Source organism: Exiguobacterium sp. s95, from assembly GCF_018618655.1.
Taxonomy (GTDB): domain Bacteria; phylum Bacillota; class Bacilli; order Exiguobacteriales; family Exiguobacteriaceae; genus Exiguobacterium_A; species Exiguobacterium_A oxidotolerans.
Genome location: NZ_JACSMM010000001.1, coordinates 399,589 through 419,724, shown reverse-complemented (window position 1 = coordinate 419,724; position 20,136 = coordinate 399,589). Strand labels below are relative to the sequence as shown.

The 20,136-nt window shown below is 48.2% G+C and carries 24 protein-coding genes and 1 pseudogene; 10 read left to right on the top strand and 15 right to left on the bottom strand.

Annotation, left to right across the window (positions count from 1 at the left end):
* Window positions 1–61 precede the first annotated feature (61 nt).
* Window positions 62–604 (top strand): recombinase family protein, encoded by a 543-nt coding sequence (locus tag KNP99_RS02415; protein WP_088837135.1) that lies wholly within the window; start codon window positions 62–64, stop codon window positions 602–604.
* Window positions 605–729: 125 nt separating this feature from the next.
* Window positions 730–1,278, top strand: a complete 549-nt coding sequence (locus KNP99_RS02410; RefSeq protein WP_088837134.1) for a DUF4256 domain-containing protein — start codon at window positions 730–732, stop codon at window positions 1,276–1,278.
* A 64-nt stretch (window positions 1,279–1,342) separates the two neighbouring features.
* On the opposite strand, the gene KNP99_RS02405 is transcribed toward KNP99_RS02410, so the two are convergent.
* On the bottom strand, window positions 1,343–3,010 hold the full coding sequence (locus tag KNP99_RS02405) for a methyl-accepting chemotaxis protein (protein WP_214845713.1): 1,668 nt from the start codon (window positions 3,008–3,010) through the stop codon (window positions 1,343–1,345).
* A gap of 123 nt (window positions 3,011–3,133) precedes the next feature.
* Here KNP99_RS02405 and KNP99_RS02400 point away from each other — a divergent pair, with 123 nt between their 5' ends.
* On the top strand, window positions 3,134–3,697 hold the full coding sequence (locus KNP99_RS02400) for a DedA family protein (RefSeq protein ID WP_214845711.1): 564 nt from the start codon (window positions 3,134–3,136) through the stop codon (window positions 3,695–3,697).
* A gap of 36 nt (window positions 3,698–3,733) precedes the next feature.
* Here the strand turns inward: KNP99_RS02400 and KNP99_RS02395 are convergent, their stop codons facing one another.
* The 4 genes from KNP99_RS02395 to KNP99_RS02380 all read right to left on the bottom strand — a co-directional run bounded on the left by KNP99_RS02395 (window position 3,734) and on the right by KNP99_RS02380 (window position 7,387).
* A complete protein-coding gene (locus tag KNP99_RS02395) occupies window positions 3,734–4,948 on the bottom strand; it encodes a chloride channel protein (protein WP_214845709.1) in 1,215 nt (404 codons plus the stop codon).
* 24 nt (window positions 4,949–4,972) lie between these two features.
* Window positions 4,973–5,314: a potassium channel family protein gene (locus KNP99_RS02390; protein ID WP_214845708.1), complete on the bottom strand. Its 342-nt coding sequence runs from the start codon at window positions 5,312–5,314 to the stop codon at window positions 4,973–4,975.
* A gap of 4 nt (window positions 5,315–5,318) precedes the next feature.
* Window positions 5,319–6,371: a DUF389 domain-containing protein gene (locus KNP99_RS02385; protein ID WP_251133036.1), complete on the bottom strand. Its 1,053-nt coding sequence runs from the start codon at window positions 6,369–6,371 to the stop codon at window positions 5,319–5,321.
* Window positions 6,372–6,439: 68 nt separating this feature from the next.
* Window positions 6,440–7,387, bottom strand: coding sequence for a cation diffusion facilitator family transporter (locus KNP99_RS02380; protein WP_088837128.1), 948 nt, complete (start codon window positions 7,385–7,387; stop codon window positions 6,440–6,442).
* 308 nt (window positions 7,388–7,695) lie between these two features.
* Between KNP99_RS02380 and KNP99_RS02375 the strand changes: the two genes are divergently transcribed.
* Window positions 7,696–8,598, top strand: coding sequence for a sensor domain-containing diguanylate cyclase (locus tag KNP99_RS02375; RefSeq protein ID WP_214769126.1), 903 nt, complete (start codon window positions 7,696–7,698; stop codon window positions 8,596–8,598).
* A gap of 52 nt (window positions 8,599–8,650) precedes the next feature.
* Here the strand turns inward: KNP99_RS02375 and KNP99_RS02370 are convergent, their stop codons facing one another.
* The 5 genes from KNP99_RS02370 to KNP99_RS02350 form a co-directional block, all read right to left on the bottom strand.
* On the bottom strand, window positions 8,651–9,457 hold the full coding sequence (locus tag KNP99_RS02370; RefSeq protein ID WP_214769128.1) for an SDR family NAD(P)-dependent oxidoreductase: 807 nt from the start codon (window positions 9,455–9,457) through the stop codon (window positions 8,651–8,653).
* Window positions 9,457–10,110, bottom strand: a complete 654-nt coding sequence (nfsB, locus tag KNP99_RS02365) for an oxygen-insensitive NAD(P)H nitroreductase (RefSeq protein ID WP_088837125.1) — start codon at window positions 10,108–10,110, stop codon at window positions 9,457–9,459. The genes KNP99_RS02370 and nfsB overlap by 1 nt, the downstream gene beginning before the upstream one ends.
* A gap of 167 nt (window positions 10,111–10,277) precedes the next feature.
* Entirely contained in the window at window positions 10,278–10,640 is a 363-nt protein-coding gene (locus KNP99_RS02360) for a winged helix-turn-helix transcriptional regulator (RefSeq protein WP_239456891.1), read from the bottom strand.
* 19 nt (window positions 10,641–10,659) lie between these two features.
* The gene (locus KNP99_RS02355; protein ID WP_214766083.1) at window positions 10,660–11,331 is read right to left on the bottom strand and encodes a zinc dependent phospholipase C family protein; all 672 of its coding nucleotides are present in this window, start codon (window positions 11,329–11,331) and stop codon (window positions 10,660–10,662) included.
* 20 nt (window positions 11,332–11,351) lie between these two features.
* Window positions 11,352–12,209, bottom strand: coding sequence for an alpha/beta fold hydrolase (locus tag KNP99_RS02350; RefSeq protein ID WP_214845707.1), 858 nt, complete (start codon window positions 12,207–12,209; stop codon window positions 11,352–11,354).
* A 92-nt stretch (window positions 12,210–12,301) separates the two neighbouring features.
* Between KNP99_RS02350 and KNP99_RS02345 the strand changes: the two genes are divergently transcribed.
* Together KNP99_RS02345 and KNP99_RS02340 are read left to right on the top strand one after the other, a co-directional pair.
* Window positions 12,302–12,982: an HAD family hydrolase gene (locus KNP99_RS02345; protein ID WP_214808256.1), complete on the top strand. Its 681-nt coding sequence runs from the start codon at window positions 12,302–12,304 to the stop codon at window positions 12,980–12,982.
* A gap of 18 nt (window positions 12,983–13,000) precedes the next feature.
* A complete protein-coding gene (locus tag KNP99_RS02340; protein WP_214845706.1) occupies window positions 13,001–13,429 on the top strand; it encodes a GNAT family N-acetyltransferase in 429 nt (142 codons plus the stop codon).
* On the opposite strand, the gene KNP99_RS02335 is transcribed toward KNP99_RS02340, so the two are convergent.
* From KNP99_RS02335 to KNP99_RS02310, 5 genes and pseudogenes are all read right to left on the bottom strand, one after another.
* A complete protein-coding gene (locus KNP99_RS02335) occupies window positions 13,404–14,330 on the bottom strand; it encodes a hypothetical protein (RefSeq protein ID WP_214845705.1) in 927 nt (308 codons plus the stop codon). The two genes, KNP99_RS02340 and KNP99_RS02335, sit on opposite strands and share 26 nt — an antisense overlap.
* A complete protein-coding gene (locus tag KNP99_RS02330) occupies window positions 14,327–14,857 on the bottom strand; it encodes an RNA polymerase sigma factor (RefSeq protein ID WP_214845703.1) in 531 nt (176 codons plus the stop codon). Before KNP99_RS02330 ends, KNP99_RS02335 begins: the two co-directional genes overlap by 4 nt.
* 85 nt (window positions 14,858–14,942) lie before the next feature.
* A pseudogene (locus KNP99_RS02325) lies at window positions 14,943–15,478 on the bottom strand (nucleotidyltransferase family protein).
* Between the two features lie 45 nt (window positions 15,479–15,523).
* On the bottom strand, window positions 15,524–16,324 hold the full coding sequence (locus KNP99_RS02315) for a phosphotransferase enzyme family protein (RefSeq protein WP_214845697.1): 801 nt from the start codon (window positions 16,322–16,324) through the stop codon (window positions 15,524–15,526).
* A gap of 12 nt (window positions 16,325–16,336) precedes the next feature.
* A complete protein-coding gene (locus tag KNP99_RS02310) occupies window positions 16,337–16,555 on the bottom strand; it encodes a hypothetical protein (RefSeq protein WP_251132440.1) in 219 nt (72 codons plus the stop codon).
* A gap of 120 nt (window positions 16,556–16,675) precedes the next feature.
* Here KNP99_RS02310 and KNP99_RS02305 point away from each other — a divergent pair, with 120 nt between their 5' ends.
* From KNP99_RS02305 to KNP99_RS02290, 4 genes are all read left to right on the top strand, one after another.
* Complete coding sequence (locus KNP99_RS02305) at window positions 16,676–17,674, top strand: NADP-dependent oxidoreductase (protein ID WP_214804593.1); 999 nt, start codon at window positions 16,676–16,678, stop codon at window positions 17,672–17,674.
* A gap of 45 nt (window positions 17,675–17,719) precedes the next feature.
* Window positions 17,720–18,130, top strand: coding sequence for a nucleoside 2-deoxyribosyltransferase (locus tag KNP99_RS02300; RefSeq protein WP_214804595.1), 411 nt, complete (start codon window positions 17,720–17,722; stop codon window positions 18,128–18,130).
* A 151-nt stretch (window positions 18,131–18,281) separates the two neighbouring features.
* A complete protein-coding gene (locus KNP99_RS02295) occupies window positions 18,282–18,872 on the top strand; it encodes an ArsR/SmtB family transcription factor (protein ID WP_214804597.1) in 591 nt (196 codons plus the stop codon).
* Window positions 18,873–18,889: 17 nt separating this feature from the next.
* Window positions 18,890–20,107 (top strand): MFS transporter, encoded by a 1,218-nt coding sequence (locus tag KNP99_RS02290; RefSeq protein ID WP_214845696.1) that lies wholly within the window; start codon window positions 18,890–18,892, stop codon window positions 20,105–20,107.
* Window positions 20,108–20,136: the final 29 nt, after the last annotated feature.

Here is a 20,136-nt window from a genome sequence, read left to right as displayed (position 1 = left end):
ATAATGGAACTGTTTTGGGACGATTGATTTTACGACTAGTGTACGATGTGAGGAGAATTTTATGATTATCAGTTATATGCGTCCGTTTTATGAAGATCCGGAATGTATCCTTCAAATGGAAGCCGTTCAAGCCTTCAAACCCGAACGCCAAGTCATCGAAGAACACGCTTCGTCCAAACGACGGGAAGCGCTCGAACAGTTAATCGCTTCACTGGCGACGGGGGATGTGGTTGTCGTCTCGCAACTTTATGTCTTGGCTGACTCATCGCGCCATTTGATTGAATTGCTTGAACAAATCGAACAAAAGCAAGCATACCTCGTGACGATCCGGGAACAAATCGATACCCGCGAACCGCTCACGCACTCGTTTCGAGAACTCGTCGAACATCTTGTCGCCCTCCAAAGCGATGTCGTCAGTATGACGACACGCCAAGGGTTGACGAAAGCGAAGGCGGACGGGAAACAGACGGGCCGCCCGCGTAAAGCAGATGCCAATGTCAAACGGGCAATCGAAATGTATCAAAGCAAACAGTACAACCTCGCTGAAATCCGTCAGGAAACGGGGATTAGCAAAAGTACGCTCTACCGCTATTTGGAGCAATGATGCGAGACCTGTTAATCAAATCCGTGTTTCCTTCCGAAGTGACAGGAAACACGGATTTTTCATATTTTACAGTGAAAGTGGGTATACTGACTGTAACGAATAGATGAAGAATGGAGGTACTCCCCATGACTGCAACGGAAGAAGAACAGACAGTACTGAAACAACTCGAAACCCGCTTCAAGGAACAGATGCACCGGCACCCGAATGTCGACTGGGCTAATGTCGAAAGACGCTTACAGCAACAGCCTGATGCGTTAGCGGTTATCAAACGAATGGAACAGACCGGTGGTGAACCGGATCTCGTCACGGACCCGGACGCACCCGATGACTTAACCTTTTTTGATTGCGTCAAGGAAAGTCCGACGGGTCGCCGCAGTTGCTGTTATGACCAGGCTGCCCGCGAGAAGCGTAAAAAAAATTCACCTGCGACGAGTGCGCTCGAACAGGCAACGGAGATGGGGGTCAGCTTATTGACAGAAGCGCAATACCGAATGCTGCAAGCACTCGAACCAATGGACCTCAAAACGTCGAGTTGGGTTGCAACGCCATCATCGATTCGTGACCAAGGTGGTGCGCTTTATTGCGATCGCCGGTATGATACGGTATTCGTTTATCACAATGGAGCGGATTCCTATTATGCGAGTCGTGGCTTTCGCGGCTGCTTGACGCTGTGACGTGAAACAGAGATAAACCAAGAGTTACTCCGTGCTTACGTTGGAGTGTGTCTTGGTTTTTTGTTTACCGTCTAGTCAAGGTGTGGTCACTTGCATCAATCGCTCGTTCAAGGAGTTGGACCTGTTGATGCATCGTATCTCCATGACGTTTTAACTGTTCCTGCCGCGCGATGTTCACATTCATTTGATCACCCAGCGTCTTGCCGTACGTTTGTAACGTCAGTAAGGTGTGCTGGATGGTCTTGAGGTGCGAGGCGACTGCTGGATTCACCGTATTGACCGCATGGCGTTCCAGCTCGACGTGTCGTAATGCTTCTTCAATCCGAGATGAACCGGAAAATAGCTGGGTCATCCCGTCCGTCGCTTGACCTAACTGTTGGAACGTGTCATTGATGTGGGTCGTCATCTGGCTTAAATCGCCTTCCATCGTCGTGACACTCGCTGTCAATTCGTCGTTGGCTTGATTGATGCTCCGAATCAAGTGCGTCACGTCAAGCGATAGCAGTTCGACTTCTTTTGCGACGATTGCGAAACCACGCCCCGCTTCACCGGCGCGCGAGGCTTCTATCAAGGCATTAAGCGATAACCGTCGTGTCGCCTCAGCGACGCGTTGAATCTGCTGAATGGAGTGGTTCATCGAATCATTTTTCTCACGTGTGCTGTGTAGTGACCGCAAGACGACGTCGGACGACGTATGTAACGTCTGCGTTCTGATTTTCAACGCATCAAGAATGGTTTCTTCCTGTACGATCTCCGACTGGAACTGGACGAGCGTCCGTTGACTCTCTTGTAGTGATTGATTCATCCGTTCTAACGCTAACGAGGAGGTGTGCAGGAGTTGATCCGTTTCTTCGACGACAGATTCCACTTCCCGTGAATGGGTGGTCAAGGAAGTGGCGACTTCTGAGATCGCCGTCACCGACTCCTCGGTTGCCGATAGCTGGCTCATGAATTCCGGTTGCATCTGTTTGAGCTGGTTACTCGTGTTGCCCAGTTCATCCGTCAAGCTTGTGATTTGGTTCATCAATTGATTGTACTGGAACACTAACTGTTCGACTTCAAACGTGGTGGTCTTAAGGGAAAGCGGCCGATAGTTCCGTTTCGCGTGGGCCTCTTCAATCTTCAGCGAGAGGACGGATAACGGGGCCAGCTGTTGTTTAATCCGGAAGCGGATTAGCAGACTGACGAAAAATAGGACCGCGAGGCTTAAGGTCCCGAGTTCGAATGCCAGTGCCTTGGCCGGACCGATCAGTTGATCCCGGTCGACCGATAAGAAGACGATCGTATCGAGTTCCTGAATCGCTTTTGCCAGGATGAACCGGTCTCCATGTGTTACCGTCGTGACGGTTTTCGTGTTTAAGTCGCGCCGGACGGTGGTTTGCTCGGTGTTCGTTAATGCAATTGCCGGGAAAACCTGATCTTTCGTACGGAACGTTTCGAACGCAGCTTCATAATCATCTTGCGCAAGATCCGCCAACTGTTGATTTTTCGTCCGTTTCACCGCTTGTTCCCGCGCTTTATTCGCTTCCGGATAGGTCAGCGCAATCGCTTTGACGCTTGTATCGAGCATCGTCAACTCCCGTTCGAGCCGTTCCGTCACTGACTTCGTCGATGTCTGATATACTTCATAGACGCTCAGTAAACTAATCGTCAGTAAGCCGATTCCGACTAACGGAATTAACCACCCGTTCAATTGTTCACTCAGCAATGGTTTTCTTTTTCTAGGTCTCATGGCGTATCATCTCCTCGTCGAGTCTATCGGAGATGTCGACCGTTTCATTTATGAAGGGCGTGTAACGATTCGGTAAACTTCTGGTGCGGGCTGCCGCTACACGACTTCGAAAGGAGAAATGACATGACAAACTGGCAAATCTGGATGGACCATTATGGGTATCTCGGTGTCTTTCTCGCCCTGTTCGCCCACTTTATCCCGACCGAACTGATCATGAGTTATGCCGGCTTTTTAGTGGCGACGAATCAGCTCTCCTACGTTTTGATGCTTGCGACGGGCGTCATCGGATTCGTCCTGTCGCAACTCGTTTTGTATGGTCTCGGCTACTTCGGCGGTGAACGGATGCTGCATGTGCTGACGAAGTGGCTGCACGTACGTCCGGACCGTTTGCAACGCGCCGAACACAACTTACACCAGTATGGTGGCTGGTACCTGCTCTTGTCCCCGCTCTGGAAAACGGTTTTTGCGTTTGGTGCCGGGACGGTCCGGATTCGCTTGACGACATTTTTACTTTCAACGGCACTGTCCTTTACGGTCTGGTCCTTGCTTTTCATGACGAGCGGTTACTATCTAAAGGAACGCTGGGATCTCGTTGCCACATTTGCCATGAAACACGTCTCCTGGATGGTCGTGTTCGTCGTGCTTTCTGTGCTCGTGATTCGTTGCTGGAGCAGGAAAAGAGATTGATTGAAGAAATCAAGGACCGCATGACTCGTCTGACGTTTACTTGATACTTCCTTCGATTCGAATCGAGATTTGTTTAATCAAGATTGCGACGAATAAGATGAACGGGAAGAATTGAAGTGGGAACAAAAATAATAACAACGTCGCCGTGACGAAAGGTTGTTTCAAAATGACGGTACAGCTCGCAGCAACGGCGACGGCGACGAGTAACCCGGGTGTATACGGAAACAAGACGGCAAACGCGAAGCCGATGGAGGTACTTGAGAAAATCGCCGGAAAGATTTTCCCGCCCCGCCATCCGAATGAAAAACAGATATTCGTCAGCAAAGCTTTTCCGAGCGCAAGCAAGACTAAAAAGAGAATGGATTGATCGAGCGCTTCTTTTGAAAAGTCTAATAGTTCATGTTCACCGGAAAATAAAAAATACGGTGACCAGATACCAAACAAACCGATGGCGAGTCCGGCGCTGATTGCGAGTCCGAGCGGTGATGGATATTTGATTGCAAGCTGGTCCGTCCATCGACCAAGAAGAAGAAACACCGCTCCGAAACCTGCCCCGATGAGGATTGCCGGGACTAAGAAGTAAAAGACTTCCCGCGTCCAATTGACTTCGGGGGTACTGATACCGAATACGGAAGCACTCGGGAAGAGGCGGTTCAACAACGTAAACGCTAAAATCCCGCACGCTGTCGTAATCCCGTACAAGAGGGCTTTCGTCAATTTTGATTGAAAACGACGTTCTGCGATTCCCTCTTCGATCGCTTCACTGACACCGACGAACGGTGCATAAAATATCGTCGCTAACATCGCCCCGATCCCGAGTTCAAGCAATTGTTCCTTTTTATGAATCGTCCACGTCATCCGGTCGCCGATCCACGTCATCAATCCTCCCAAAATACTGACGAGTGCCGCTTCCGGACCAAGACTTGCCCCGAACGTTAAGACAAGTAATGCCGCGCTACTGTTTTTGATAATCGCCCCTTCATACTTAACCCGTCCGGTTTCCTGAAATTCACGTAACGTTTCGTGCATCGTCTTCGGATAATCCCCGATGTATTTCTGAAACAGTCCAATCAACACCCCACCCGTCGCTCCCATCCAAATCGGGTACCAGGTGCTGTCAAACGTTTCCGGTAATGTCGTCCACACAAGATGAATCAATGCGTTGACGACGCCTAAAAAAAGTGACGCGACTACACCGACGAGAATCCCGAGTAAGCAACTGTAGAAGATAAAAACCAGATTGAACTTCACATCATTCCCCTCCTCCTTTAGACCTCATTTCGGCTTCCGTTTCGTTTGATGAAATTCTTTTAACGCCCGATTGAAGTTGGCAATGACGGCACTGAGGACCCCGATGCCAAGCAACACGTAGACTATCGAAAAGATTTTTCCGAGTGGCGTGATCGGATGAACGTCACCATAGCCGACCGTCGTCAATGTCATGACCGCTAAGTAGACGGAATCGAGATACGTCAATTTTTCGACGCTATGATAGAAGAACATTCCGACCGCAAGTAAGAAGACGACGGAAAACATGACCGCTTTCTGTTCTTCTTGGCGAAACAGGATTCGGACGACATGAAACATGTTTCGCATCAATATGAAAAAGGCAATCATCGAATCAGTCCTTTAATTGGAATGGAAGTTCATCAAGATTGAATGACCGGTTGCTGAACCAGTTGGATTGACGCAACCGTTCTTCGAGATAACGGTTCAGGACGGCTGCTGCTTGTTCGCCCGTCAAGGCGTTGATGTCCGGGACCTGATTGATCACCAAGTCTGTATCCGCTAATCCATAGTCCGGTAAGCTCGATTCGATTGCCGTCACCTCTTCTTGAGACAGGCGTTTCCCGGTGACCGTCACCGTCAATTGTTCTTTTTGTTCATCATAGGACTGGTCAATCACCACGTTTTCTGCGAACTGCTCATCGATTAACGACGTGATCCCGGTACTGATGACACTTTCCTGGACTAACGTCACGGCAGAAAAAATACTGGGGATCGTAATCAGGATGGACAGGACGGCAAGTGCAATGTTAATGCGAGGGTTTTGACGTTTATTAGCATTCACTGCAGAAGCGATGCCCATGAACCGAATACCGATGAACGTCGCAATCGTGATGAAGCCGCAATTGATGACGAATAAATAACTCGACCCTAAAAAATAGTCCAAATTCATCGTCGCAATCGAATAGCCGACCGTACAAAGAGGCGGCATTAAAGCGGTCGCAATCGCGACACCGGGGACGATGTTATTGCTGACTTTTTTTCGCGCACCGATGATGCCTGCCGTCCCGCCGGCAAACGCAATCACGACATCCCAAATCGTCGGTGACGTTCTTGCAATGATCTCATTACTTGCATACGTGATGGGTGAAATGGAAAAGTATAACGTTGCCACAATCAGACTGACGGACACTTGGACAATCAATAATTTCGTCGCACGTTTGAGGAGTGTTAAATCGGATACGGATAATGCAAATCCGACACCTAAAATAGGGGTCATCAACGGCGAGACGAGCATCGCGCCGATGATGATTGGAATGGAGTTCATGTTCAGACCGATTGAGGCAATGAAGATTGAACACATGAGAATAACGGAGTCGCTCGGTGTTACTTTTAAATCGGCATACATCTTATCTTTAAATTCACTTGGCGAATAATGATGATCCATTATTTAATCAACTCCTTTAAAACAAAAGGACAGCTGTCGTGAACGATGCATGATGTTGATCCATTTAATTAATGGTGATGCGAATGAGGTGCGGCACGCCCCTCGAGTTCACAAAGTAAGGCATCACTATGCTCGTGATTCGCAGTCTCGATTTGTATCGTCGCATGATGGATATGTTGATCTTCAAGCTTATGCTTGATTTCCTGAAGTAACGCCTCCCCTTCAGCAATCGACATGTCCCCGTCCGTGACGACGTGACACGACAGGGCATTCAATCCACTCGTGATCGCCCAGACATGTAAGTCATGGACGTCGTTGACACCCTCTGTCCCTTGAATCGTCGCGGTGATTTCTTCGAGATTGACGTTCTCAGGGACACCTTCCATCAAAATATTGACAGCTGATTTCGTCACGAAGTAACCACTTCGTAAGACGAGCAGCGCTACGATGATACTTGCGAGCGGATCGGCCCAGTTCCAACCGAAAAACATGATGAGCAAGGCTGCTGCAATCGCACCAATCGAGCCGAGTGTGTCACTCAAGACATGGAGATAGGCACCTTTCATGTTCAGGTTTTCTTTGACGTCGCCCCCGCGTAGCATGATCCAAGCGACAAGCAGATTGACGAGAAGACCGATGACACTGACGATCAGCATCCCTGTCGAGGCAATCGACGTCGGCTCTGTAAAACGACGAATCGCTTCATAAAAGATATAGAGCGAAATCGCGATTAAAGCGACACCGTTGATGACGGCAGCCAGGATTTCGAAACGTCTGTAACCGAATGTCTTACTGCCGCTCGCTGCCCGTTCCCCGAGCTTAAACGCGACGAGCGAAATCGCGAGTGACGCCGAGTCACTTAACATATGTCCGGCGTCAGCGAGAAGTGCCAAACTATTCGTCAAGTATCCGCCAATCACTTCAACGATCATAAATAGTGTGATGATGGAAAAAGCAATCAATAATACACGTTTGTTTCCAGTGTGTGCATGGTCGTGCCCGTGGTCATGTCCCATTTCATTCTCTCCTTTAAGTGTTGTCTGCAATTCGGACAGTCGATCGTCCGTAGATGCACGCGGAAAGGATGAAGCAGCTTCTTGTTTAAAGCAGATCGCAACCCGTTCAATTCCTCGTATATTGCAAGTAGTTCCTATCCACTCGATACCCGAAAAAGACAGGAACAATTCATCCGGTTCAAAAAAAGGAATTACAGTTCTGGATGGAAGCAGAACGGAAACCTAAAAAATCGTCGTGTAAAAAAGTAAAATAATTCAAAAAACATGGTATTATATAGGTTATATAGAATACAAGAAGGTGAATCCGCATGCTTGTTTTAGGAATGAGTATTGGTATTATCATGGCATTAATCTTTACCAAACTTCAAAAACCCGATGAAGCTTCTCAATTATCAGTTGAACTGATCGGACATCATACGAAAGATGTTATTTACGTTTACGAAGTGAAACCGATCCAACGCTTTCGGTACATCAGCCCGTCGCTTGATGAACATATTGGTGATGGCGTCGTCGACGCGAGCTACGCCGATCCGGCTGTCTGTTTTGACCGTATTCATCCGGATGACTTTGATATTTTGATTGCAAAGATATCAGGTACGGGAAATTATGATACCGCCTTTTTACAACGGTGGCGGACGAATGATGGACGATATGTCTGGTTTGAGGAGTATACAACTCCGATTTATGAAAATGATGAACTTGTCGCAATCCAAGGAATCATACGTAATGTTGAACAAGCGATAACTGAAAAAAATGAATTAGAGAAACGGTGCAGGACCGATGCTTTGACAGGACTTTATAACCGTTATCAATTTGATAATATGATATCGGAACTTATGCCGTGTCAAAACGTTCCACTCGCTATCTTATTATTTGATTTAAACGACTTAAAGATTCAAAATGATCATCACGGTCATGCTGCCGGAGATGAATTGCTCAAATTGACCGCGTTCGCTCTAAAGCAGCATAGCCAAAACGTTTACCGCATTGGCGGTGACGAGTTTGCCATTATCGAATCACACTTGACGCTTGAAGAAATCGAAACACTAAGAGCAGGCATTCATGCTGAAATGGACAAGATGCATATCGCTCTCGCTTCGGGCTTCGCGAACGGAATGGCACAAGATGTCGAGCAGCTCATCATGCAAGCTGATGCTGCCATGTACATTGATAAATCAACAAAAAAAATCCGTACATCTTCCACACTTTAAAACGCGGAAGATGTACGGATTTTTTATATAAGCGAATGAATGGTGCTTCGCCTTACCGACTGATTTCGTCATGCTCAGGAGCACCGTCTGAACGAATCAATTTCTCTAAAATCTGAACAAGCCTTGAACGTTTGACCTGACTGGATGCATCTTGATGCGGATTTACGAACTGGCAACTATCGTTATCGTAATATTTTCCAGAAGCATTTTTGAACTCGTCTGAAAGTGCGGCGTCCACTAAAATTTTTGCGCCAATTTTCACATCATGACCTTCAATGCCAAATGCAGACTTGACCATTTTACTTCCTAATAGTGATTTAGGGTTAATAGCAATAAAGGCAGGTGCTTGCTGTTTCGCCATTTCGATGGTCCACATTGTAAGTGCTAACTTGCTTTGAGCGTATGCATCCCCGTCAGGCAATACTTTTTTTCCGAGAAGGGCATCGACCTCTACTTCTTGTTGAGCTGCTGACGAAACGTTAATGACGCGACTACTTGAAGACATCAATGGCAGAAGCGCTTTTGTCAGCGTATAAGGAGCAATTGTATTTACGGCAAACCGAATGTCTAAACCTTCAGCAGTAACCGTTTCGGGTGCACCGTAGACGCCGGCATTGTTAATGAGCACATCGATTCCGGAAACCTCATGAGAGAGTTGCTCCGCCAATCGCTTAACCTCGATTAACCTAGACAAATCTGCTACAAAAGGTACGATTGTCGAGTTTTTCAAAGTTTTACACACAGCGGTTAACTTCTTTTCGTTCCGTCCGTGTAACAATATCGTATGACCTTGTTCGGCTAGCATCTTTGCTGTCTCAAGTCCGATTCCGTCTGTAGCACCGGTGATTAGGATATTCATCAGAATTCTTCGATGATTTCAGATTGCTCGAGTCGCGATTTTGGCAAGGATGCATTAAAATCAGAAGCAGCCCGATAGCCTAATGAAACGACGACACTTGAAGTGAAGCCTTGCTCGCGTAAGTTAAATTCTTCATCTAATACTTTCATGTCTAGTCCTTCCATTGGGACAGCATCGATTCCTAAATCCGCGACGCCGAGAAGGAATGACCCTAAGTTCAAGTACACCTGCTTTTCCGTCCAGTGTTGAAGATCTTTAAAGTCGTATTTGTGTAAATCAACGAAAATTTTTCGCCCCCCATGATTTGCCTGCTTAAATTCTTCTTCAGCAAACCGGCCATCCGCATCTTCTTTTTCCGTCAGATGAAGTAAATATTCGTCCGAAATGTCGCTTTTCGCGGCAAAGATCACGACAGCTGCTGCACCGGTGATTTTTGATTCGTTGAATCCGAAAAAGCCTTGTGCCGCCTTTGCAATCCGTTCTTTCCCTGCTTCACTTGATGCGATGACAAAGTGCCACGGTTGGACATTTGTTGACGAAGGTGCTAGTTGAAGGAGTGATTTAATTGTTGCCATATCTTCTTGTGAAATTTGTTTTTCCTGATCAAACTCTTTTGTAGAGTAGCGTGTTTGTAATGTGTTGATCAATGTCATATTGCCACGTCCTTTGTATGTTTAATGTGTAAAGTACTTCGTCAGTATATATCCCGGAAAATCGGCAAACAAGTACTGACATTTTTATCCGTACGGACATTAAAGTACAAAAAACGTGAACCGTTCACCCCTTAGTAAAAGGCGCACAGTTCACGTTTTTATGTTTTTTACTCGTATTCCTCGCTAAAAGAAATTTCACCATACTCATACGTTTCGTGGTAGGTTTTTCCCCAAGTGCCCAACTCTTTCAAAATCGGCAGTAATGCTTGTCCCAAGTCCTCTAACGCATATTCGACTTTCAATGGCAATTCGTCATATACTGTTCTTTTTACAAGCCCCGCATCTACCAGCTCTTTTAGTTGTCTTGAAAGGACACGTTCATTCACATTCGGTATTTTTCGTTTCAATTCGCCGAACCGGAGGATTTTTGCTCCGCCGATATGATAAATAATCAAAGGCTTCCATTTACCGCCCATGACATCTAAAGAAAGTTCAACATTACAATAAAAGTGCTTCTTGTTTTGATTCACCATCTTAATCTCCTTTCTATCATTCCCTTTTTGAGTTTATGCTTTTTGAATGAAAGAAACTAGGAAAATGCTGATTGATGGTAATACCAACTTGATTCGAAAGGATTTTTAAACAACTGTTTACAGCTTGATTGATGTAGCTAGTAATTTCTTGATTGTGATTTTTATAAAATTCCAGCTTCTCGGTTTCTAATGAGGCATCAAGTTGAAAATCCAATGCCAACTCGTCAATTAAAGTAGGCAGATAAGTCTGATCATAGCCTTCGATTTCAAACAAAGGAACCGTTAGCGGAGAGAGTTTGAGTTCATATAATTTAATAATCCGACCATTTAAACGGTTGAAATCCCTGTAAGATTTTTCTAAATCCGCCTGCCATTGCTCGCGTGAGACGTACGCGACCTTCTCGAGGTAAAACGCTAACCATACCTGATCGGATATCAAATGACAGAGGTAACCGAGGTAAAACGGTTCCGCTAATCGTGTTTCATATGTATGCAAAAAGCGGTCCAGGTTAATCCGGTTCTTCCCGTTCTCATCCAGGTCCTTGAAATGGGTTTTCCCTTTCGGCACGCCCATCAGACCGTGGATATCCGGTGCAATCCCGCCTAACAGAAAATCACTCCGGGGCTCCGGTTTCAGCTTGTCCGCGAGCAATGACGCAATACAATAATGCATGATCCGCGATCCCATATGTCTTCGCTCCTTTTAGTTTAATCGTTCGCGCGTTCATCGATTCGGCGGACGGCATCAAGGACGGCGTCCGGTCGGTCCAGATGAATCGCATGACTTGCCTGCTCCACAAAAAGTAGTTCGCTTTGAGTCGATAAGTCGGCCTGTTCGCAAATCAATCGTTCCCATGTGTCCTCAAGCAACCGTAGCTCCGCTTCCGGCAACCCCTCTTCGATTCCGCTGTTCACGGCCAGTTCCTTGTCGCGTCCAAGCACGGCGAGCGGGAGATCAGCGAGTCGACCGCGCCGTTCCAACGTAACAGCGTCGTTCTGCCACTGTTCGATGGCGGTGGCCATTTCGCCGTACAGCAACGGATCGGTTTGGAAATTGAGCAGCTCTCGTTGGACGCTTACCGGTAACTGCCGTTGCTCGTGTGTCAGTTCTGGTCGAATGGCTTCACATAAGGCGTGACGTGTCATTTCCGCGTAACTTCGGCACTTGTCAAGCCAGACCTGATCCGTCGACAGTTCATCGAGGACCGGTAACGTCAAGGAATCGAGTTGCCGTAAGCGGACGGATGTCGAGTCGACGAGAACGAGTCCACGAACGGTTTCCGGGTAATCATGCGCCATCTGTTGGGCACACAGCCCGCCGTAAGAGTGTCCGACAATCAGGACCGGCTCCGTGACGTCTAAAGTTTTCAGTAATTCCTGCAATTGCAAAGCGACCGCAACTGTCCCGGTTTGAGTTGTGTTCATCAGTTCATGGCGGTGAAATGAAATCACGCGAAATGTTTGTTTTAATGATTCAATGACTGGATACCATTCATGATAGGTGCAGCCAAGACCGGGCAGAATGACGAGTGGTCGTCCCGGCGTTTTCGTATCGAAATGGGACATGCATATCCTCCGTTTTCTACAGTATAAACATTTTTTCCTATAGTCGTCATTTTTCCATTATAATGAAATTATATTTTGATTTTATTATAGGAATGGCGGTAATTGAAATTAAAAATATTCAAGCTGTTATCTTTGATTTAGACGGTACCCTTCTGAATCGTCAGTTGTCCTTACAAAGATTCATCACGGGACAATACCAGCGTTTTTTTAACGACTTACAACCTGTTTCACTGCCGGACTATTCGCGTCGCTTCATCACATTAGACAATGATGGTTACGTTTCAAAAGATGTTGTCTATCAACAATTACTTCAAGAGTTCGAGATCACGACGGTAACGTGGCGTCAATTATTCGACGATTACCTCGTTTTCTTTCCAGACCATTGCATCGCGTATCCTGATACGACGGTCATGTTAAACAACTTAAATAAACAAGGTTATCTGATTGGCCTCATTTCAAACGGCGCATCTGACTTCCAGCGCGCCAATTTAGAAGCTTTAGGGATTGTACATTATTTCAATCACATCCTCATTTCGGAAGACATTGGAATCAAAAAGCCGGACCCGCTTATTTTTAACTACTTTTTAGAAAAGTGTGCCCTTGACGCACATGCGACCGTCTACATCGGCGACCATCCCGTAAACGACGTTTACGGTGCGCAGCAAGTCGGGATGAACGTGATTTGGAAAAGAAACGGATCCACGCGTCGGCCCCCGTGTACGGACTGGATCGACGACTGGTCCGAATTAGGCACATTGCTTCAGAACGACTAACAAAAAGGAGTTTTTACCATGTCAGAACTGCAATACCAAATCCGCCCCTACGCGGACCACGATTTCGAGGCGATTCAACGGTTGAATGCGGCTGAAGGCTGGAGTAATCTCGTCGCCCGTGCTGACGAAACAAAACGCGCCTTTGCGGCGTCTAACGTTGCTTACGTTGTCGTCATCGACGGAACCGTTTCCGGCTACATCCGTGGCATGACGGATACGGCGATCACGCTCTACATCTGTGAACTGTTGATCGCGGACAGTGCCCGCGGACAGGGACTCGGACAAGCCTTGCTCGGACATGTCTACGCCCTCTATCCGGCGACACGGCTCGAGATTCTCGCGAGCGCTTCGTCCCACTCGTTTTACGAACAACTCGGCTATCGTCCGTTTTATGGTTTTCGAAAGACGATCGATGCCACCGTCACAACGCCTCCCACATCGCTTTGAAGACGACCGGGTCGACCTTAAAGAAGACACCCAGTTGGTGATAGACGACGTAGCCGCCTGCAATCAGCCGCAGCGACACCGTGATTCCGTCCGCTTGCGTCACGCGTAAGACCTTCATTCTGTCGGAATGCATGTAGTCCGCGGCTTCTTTTGGGACTTCTTCGCGGATCATCGCACGGCCCTCGTACAAGGCATCAATGAAAGCCCGGTACCGACTGTCCGCTGTCATCGGTTGTGCCGTTTCGTCGTCGTTCCACTGGTCAAATGTTTGATAGGCGAGGCGTCTGACCGGCGCGTCGAGGTTTAAATCCCGGAAAAAATCGTTGCCTGTTTTCAGCACGAAGCCCGTCTGGCGCTCGAGTAGCCAGACTTTTTTTATGCCTTCTTCCTCCCCTACAGCGAACAGGCGCACGGACGGCTTATAGCCGTCGACCCGATACAAAGTGACCGGTCCGAGGTTCGAGCCACTTTCCAGTGTTTCAGGGGTAGTATCACCCGTTTCCTCAAGTGTTGCCGTCACGCGCCCCAGTCTCTTCCCTTGCAGGGCACGGACGTCATCCGTCAGCGGTGTCTCCATCGCAAGATAAAGCTCATTTTGATAGACGAGCCCGGGGAGCATACTGCCTGCGGTCGAACTGCCCTCCACTTGTTCGTCCTGCGCCCAGTTCGGGACGACGACGGCACCGTCTGTCCGTACGATTTCTGCCGCAGGCGGTGTCTCTTCCAGTAGCATGCCGCCACCGACCGCCAACAGGAGTGCTGCTGCAACCAGTCCTGTCGCGGTCTTACGTCCGACGAAGCGCGGACGGCGTGCCTGCTGAACGCCGGCGAGCAAATGACTGCGGACCTGTCCGCGGGGCACATCGATTGAATCCACTGCGCGTTTGACCTGCTCTTTCATTTTGCCCCGCCCCCTTTCACCTGTTTGGCCTGAACCTTTTGAATCGCCCGGTAGAGTGTACTTTTGACCGTGCTGACCGGTATTTGCAGGAGATCGGCGACGTGCTGCAGTGTGTAGTCCTCGTAATACCGTAAAAACAGGATCGTCCGTTCCGCTACGGTGAGCACTTCGAGCAGCTCCTGCAAGTAAAGATCATTGACGAGTCGCTCCTCGAAAATAACTGGTTCGGCGACATCCGTTGCCGCCGTCGCATAATCGACCCGGATTCTTTGGGTTTTCTTTAGCATGTCGAGCGCACAATTGATCGCGATCCGCGTCAACCAGGTTTTAGCGATCGTCGCGTCCAATAGCGTACGGCGGTGTTTCCAGGCGCGATAGGCGACTTCCTGCACATTTTCGAGCGCATCCTGGTCATTTTTTAAGTACAGGTAGGACATCTTGTAAAGATAGGTATCATGACGCGTCAAAAACATCAGAAACGTGTCATCGTCAAACGCGGGTTGCCGCTTGTTTCGCCGACCGATCATCGCCCGTTCTCCCCTTTCTGTCTGTCACTACCTGTTAGACCGCGTAATCGACGAATTTCGTTTCAACGATTTAAATTTTTTTCACTCAAGTTGATTCATTCTCCGCTTCATGGACACCCGGCCAGTTCTTTCCCCACTGTTTTTCCGTCAGCCGTTGCCGGTAAATCAAATGCCGTGCCGTCGCCTGGAACAGCGGCGTCGGCCGCAGCCGTTGTTGCAACAGATCACCAACGCCGTAGGCCGTGAAAAATTCGAGCTGGTCCGCTTGTAGCGTCAGACCGATCGCCGTCACCGTCTCCGGAAACTGTGCCATTGCGTCGCGGGACGACCGGTATGGCGGTAAGTCATTTTTGGTATGCATCCGCGCCTGATTTTTGACGGACCAGGGGTAGTCCGGCAACTGTTCGTTCAGTCGGGCTTCCAGCATTTGGTCAGTCGCTTCTGTCGTGTCGGATGTATCAAAATAGATGACGTCGATGTCTCCGACCGCTGTCGCTTCCTTTTGTCTAAAACATCCCAAATTTTCGCCCGGACATACCCGGCACAAATCCACCAGTCCGGTAAGTCGAGTGTCGCGACCGCCTCAAGAAGTATTCTTGTCTCCCGGTCCCGTTCAAACATTTGGACGATATCTGTTTCCATCTTCATTTGCACCATCGCTCCTTTTTAATCGAACCACGTCACACCATGCTGCTTGATGAAGGCAAGTTCTTGCTCATAATGCGTCGCATGCCCCGCCTCAATCATCCGCTGAAACGCCTCCTCCCCGTCGGCTGCTTTACGATGAATCGTCAACAGGAGGGCTTCAATCCGCAGCAGTAACGTATCAAACAATTGCGTTTTTAATTCCGGCATCCCGTAAGCCGCTAAAAAGATGTCGATGCGCCGTTTGATCCGGTCCGGTCCCGTAACGGGGTCATAGTCGACTTGTCGCCCGTGTTCATCGTGATGATGGCGGCTGAGCGGGACGAACGTATACAACGTGTAGGCGATGTCCCAAATCCGTGGTCCGGGTGCCGCTAAATCAAAGTCGATGACGCCGATCGGTTTTTCGTCCTTAAAAATGACATTGTAGACGGCAAAATCATTGTGACAGATGACTGCATACGGCAGCGGCGTATTGTCGAGCGGCTCCCATGACGCGGGTACTTCGAAGTCTGCCGTGGCATCATGAAACTGACGGAGTAACCGGGCCGTCTCTTCTAACACGGCCTCCGACCACATGTAGGCCTTGAGGGGATAGTTTCCCGCCTCCCCGTCAAGATACGACAGGATTTCCCGGTTTTGCGGATCGATTCCGAGAAACCGTGGACTTGCTGGATACTCTTTTTTCTCGAGGTGCACGAGCAGCCGGTGAATCCGCGGACTGTCCGGCTTTTGTTCCCGCCGGACCGTGTCGCCTGCGCGACTGACGGCAGAAACGTTTCCCCCTGTTAACGGTTGTTCCTGTTCGCTTTTCTTTGACAAGATGTAACCTCCCTATCGTTTCGAATCAAACTTGGGTAAGAAGACGATGATACCTGCACCAATCAAACACATGATGACATCACTGAACGTAACCGCTCCTATCTCAAAATCAAGCATCGTCCTGACAAGCTGCCAGACGAGCACGAGCGTGATTACTAAAGGAACGGCACGTTTCATCCAGCGGGGTATGCGAATCCATTCCCGTAATAACCGTGCTCCCCATTTCTTCAACACGTCCCCCACCTTTCACGACTGATTAATCCCATATTTTCCCTATCCAATTTCAGTATAGCATTATCGGAAGGCGTGATACACTGGTTAAAAAGAGTTGTCAGAGAGGGTGGATGCTCGGTGAAAGCAATGACGATTGAAAAATATGGAAACGTACCACTCGAACTAACGGAACAGCCCCTTCCCGTTGTCTCCGCACATGATGTCTTAGTCGAAATTCATGCCGCGAGCATCAATCCGGTTGACTTTAAGATTCGGGACGGCAAGGTCAAGCTGTTGATTCCCTACCAGTTCCCTTTGATTCTCGGCAACGATTTTGCCGGTATCGTCACGAGGGTTGGTTCCGCGGTAACACAGTTTCAAGTCGGCGACGCCGTCTACGGACGGGCCGAAAAACAGCGGATCGGGACGTTCGCGGAATTCATTGCGATTCATGAAGACTTAGTCGCACGAAAACCGGAGGCGTTATCGTTTGAAGAGGCGGCGTCGATCCCGCTCGTCGGTTTGACGTCCTATCAGGCACTTCACGACGTCTTACAAGCGACACCGGGTCAAAAAATCTTGATCCAGGCCGGTGCCGGGGGTGTCGGGACGTTCGCCATCCAACTGGCGAAGGCGATGGGACTGTATGTTGCGACGACTACCAGTCCTGCCGGTCATGATTTGGTCAAAGCACTCGGTGCCGACGAAATCATCGACTACCGGACCGTTGCGTTCGATGAGGTCTTACATGACTTCGACGGCGTCTACGATACGATTGGCGACGACACGCTCAGACGGGCCTTTAAAATCGTACGGCCCGGTGGACAAATCGTCTCGATTTCCGGATTGCCGAATGGTCGGTTCGGTAAAGCGTACGGTTCCGGATTTTTAAAAACGATGTTATTTCGTCTCTTGACGGTCCGTGAGGCCTTTCTCGAGCGAAAATACCGCGTCACATACACGTTTTTGTTCATGAAACCGAGCGGACGACAACTGCAGCACATCACGGAATGGATTGAGACGGGGCAAATCAAACCGGTCATCGATCGCGTCTATCCGTTTGAAGCGGCACAGGAGGCACTCGCCTATTCGGAATCCGGTCATGCGAAAGGGAAAGTCATCTTGAAGGTGAAGTAAGCGAATTAAGTTTTTTTGACAACCCATGCTGAAAGGAGCAGACGGATGCAGTTTTATATTGGATCAAGCTTTGCAAATATCACGAACGTCCGGATATTACGGGATAAACTGATTGATCGCGGATTTTCGCTGACGTATGACTGGACCCAAAACGAACGGGCAACGAGTAAAGCGGCACTGCAAACGATTGGTCATGCTGAAAAGCAGGCCATCACGCTCTCGGACTGCGTCATCATTTTGCTGCCGGCAGGTAAAGGAAGCCATATCGAACTCGGAATCGCCCTAGGACAAGACAAGCCGATTTTTCTCCATTGTGTTGATCAGACATATGACCGGTTCGAGACGACGAGTACGTTCTATCATTTGCCGGAAATCATCCCCTGCAGTGGGACGCTTGATGAATTGACCGAATTGATTGTGCAGCATCACCAGCGGATGTCTATTCGTGGATTGTAGAGGGTCCTCCTCCGCAATCTTTTTTTATCGTCAACTACTGCATCTGGATTTTTTTGTAAATTACACTAGCTATTTTTCGCTCCTTCCGCTATGATTTGTTTAACAGTTAACTTTTATTAACCGGTTTATTTAATGATGAGAGGTGTTGGAAATGATGCAAAAGTCGATTTTGATTTTAGAACACTATGAACAGCTGAAAGTCATCAGTGACCCGATGCGGACAAAGATGTTGATGCACTTGATTGAACAACCGCATACGGGTCACCAATTAGCTCAAAAACTGGATGTCTCCCGGGCAAAAATCCTGTACCACTTACGTGAACTCGAAAAGTACCAGCTGATAACGTTAGTGAAAGAAGAGATTCAGGGTGGAAACGTCTTAAAGTATTATCAATCCGTCGCACGCGGTTTTATCCCAGCTGATCATTTGCTTAATTTAGTTGAGACACAACAAGCGACTCGCCATTCTTACCTTGAAGTCCTCGACCGCGCGAAAACACGTGTCCTGACTGCGCCGGACGACTCCTTTCAACCACGTTCTTCCGATGTCGAAGCGTGGACCAGTTTGTCCGTCCAAAAAGAAATCGCGACGACACCACAAAAATTTTTAGAATTCACAAAAAAATACCGGCATCTCCTGGCTGAGTTAGAAGATCAATGCGTGACGGAAGACGACAAAAAACTTTTTTATATCATGGCGACCGGGTTTGAAATCGATGAGGCGTTGTTCGAGGAAAAATAACGGAAGGAGAAACGCTGATGTATGAACGCACGGTGAATGAAAATCATGCCTTTTTTCGAAACCGCTCCTTTCTTAGTCTTTGGCTAGCGAGTACATGTTCTTTTCTTGCACTATCGACTTACCTCTTTGCTGAACAATGGTATATCTTACGTGTGCTGCAGCAAGAGGCTTACCTCGGTATCGTCCTGATGTTGACGCTTCTTCCGCGAATTTTTCTCATGTTGATCGGCGGCGTGATCGCGGACCGCTTCAAAAAGGCGATGATCATGCGCTTTTCCAGTCTATTCCGGTTAGGCTTCGTCATCGCCCTTTTGTTTGTCTATCAAAATGATGCCTTAGGAATCGTCCAGTTGTCACTGTTCGCGTTTCTATTCGGTTGCATCGATGCGTTTTTTTCACCCGCCAGCTCAGCACTCCTTCCGTTACTCCTGTCATCCGAAGACTTCACACGGGCAAATGCCGTTGTCCAAACGTCGAACCAACTCGCCTTATTTTCCGGACCGCTTCTCGGCGGGATTCTTTTAACGACCTACTCGTTCACTCTTTTATTTGTTGTCGTCGGCTGTTTTTTGTCCGTGACGTTCCTTTGTTCCTTATTCATTAGCGAACGCCGTGTTGAACACCGACGTTCAACGTCTGCAACGGCTGAACTTGTCGAAGGCGTCCGTTATGTTTTTTCTGAACCTTATTTACGAAAGATCCTGTTCATCTTAATCATCATCAACTTTTTCTTTTTCGGTCCACTCTTAATGGGGATCCCGTTATTAGTCGATGGTGTGCTGCACGGGCAAGCCCTCGATTTAAGTTATCTGCAAGGAGCGTATCAAATCGGCATGTTGCTCGGTGCTGCCTTGATAGGACTGCGCAATATCAAAAGTCAGTCGATCCGCTTACTGCTTCTACTGATTGGCGGATTAGGCAGCGGGTTAGCCGCACTGGGTCAAATCTCAACGGTCTTTCAAGGTGTCGTCCTGTTGCTTACAATGGGGTTACTGTCCGCTGTCATCAACGTCTTACTCTTGACGACCATTCAAGCGACGAGCCAACAGCCGATGATGGGACGTGTCATGAGTTTAGTGAATGCGGCGTCGAACGGCTTAGTCCCGCTGTCGTATGCGTTAATCTCACTTTCGCTCTATTTCCATTTCACCATCACATGGATTCTCTTGTATTGCGGCATCATGATAGTGACCACTTCCTGTTTTTTCTTCATCCGTTCAATGAAAAAAGATTGATGAAGCTTAAAGATTTTACGTAAAGATGC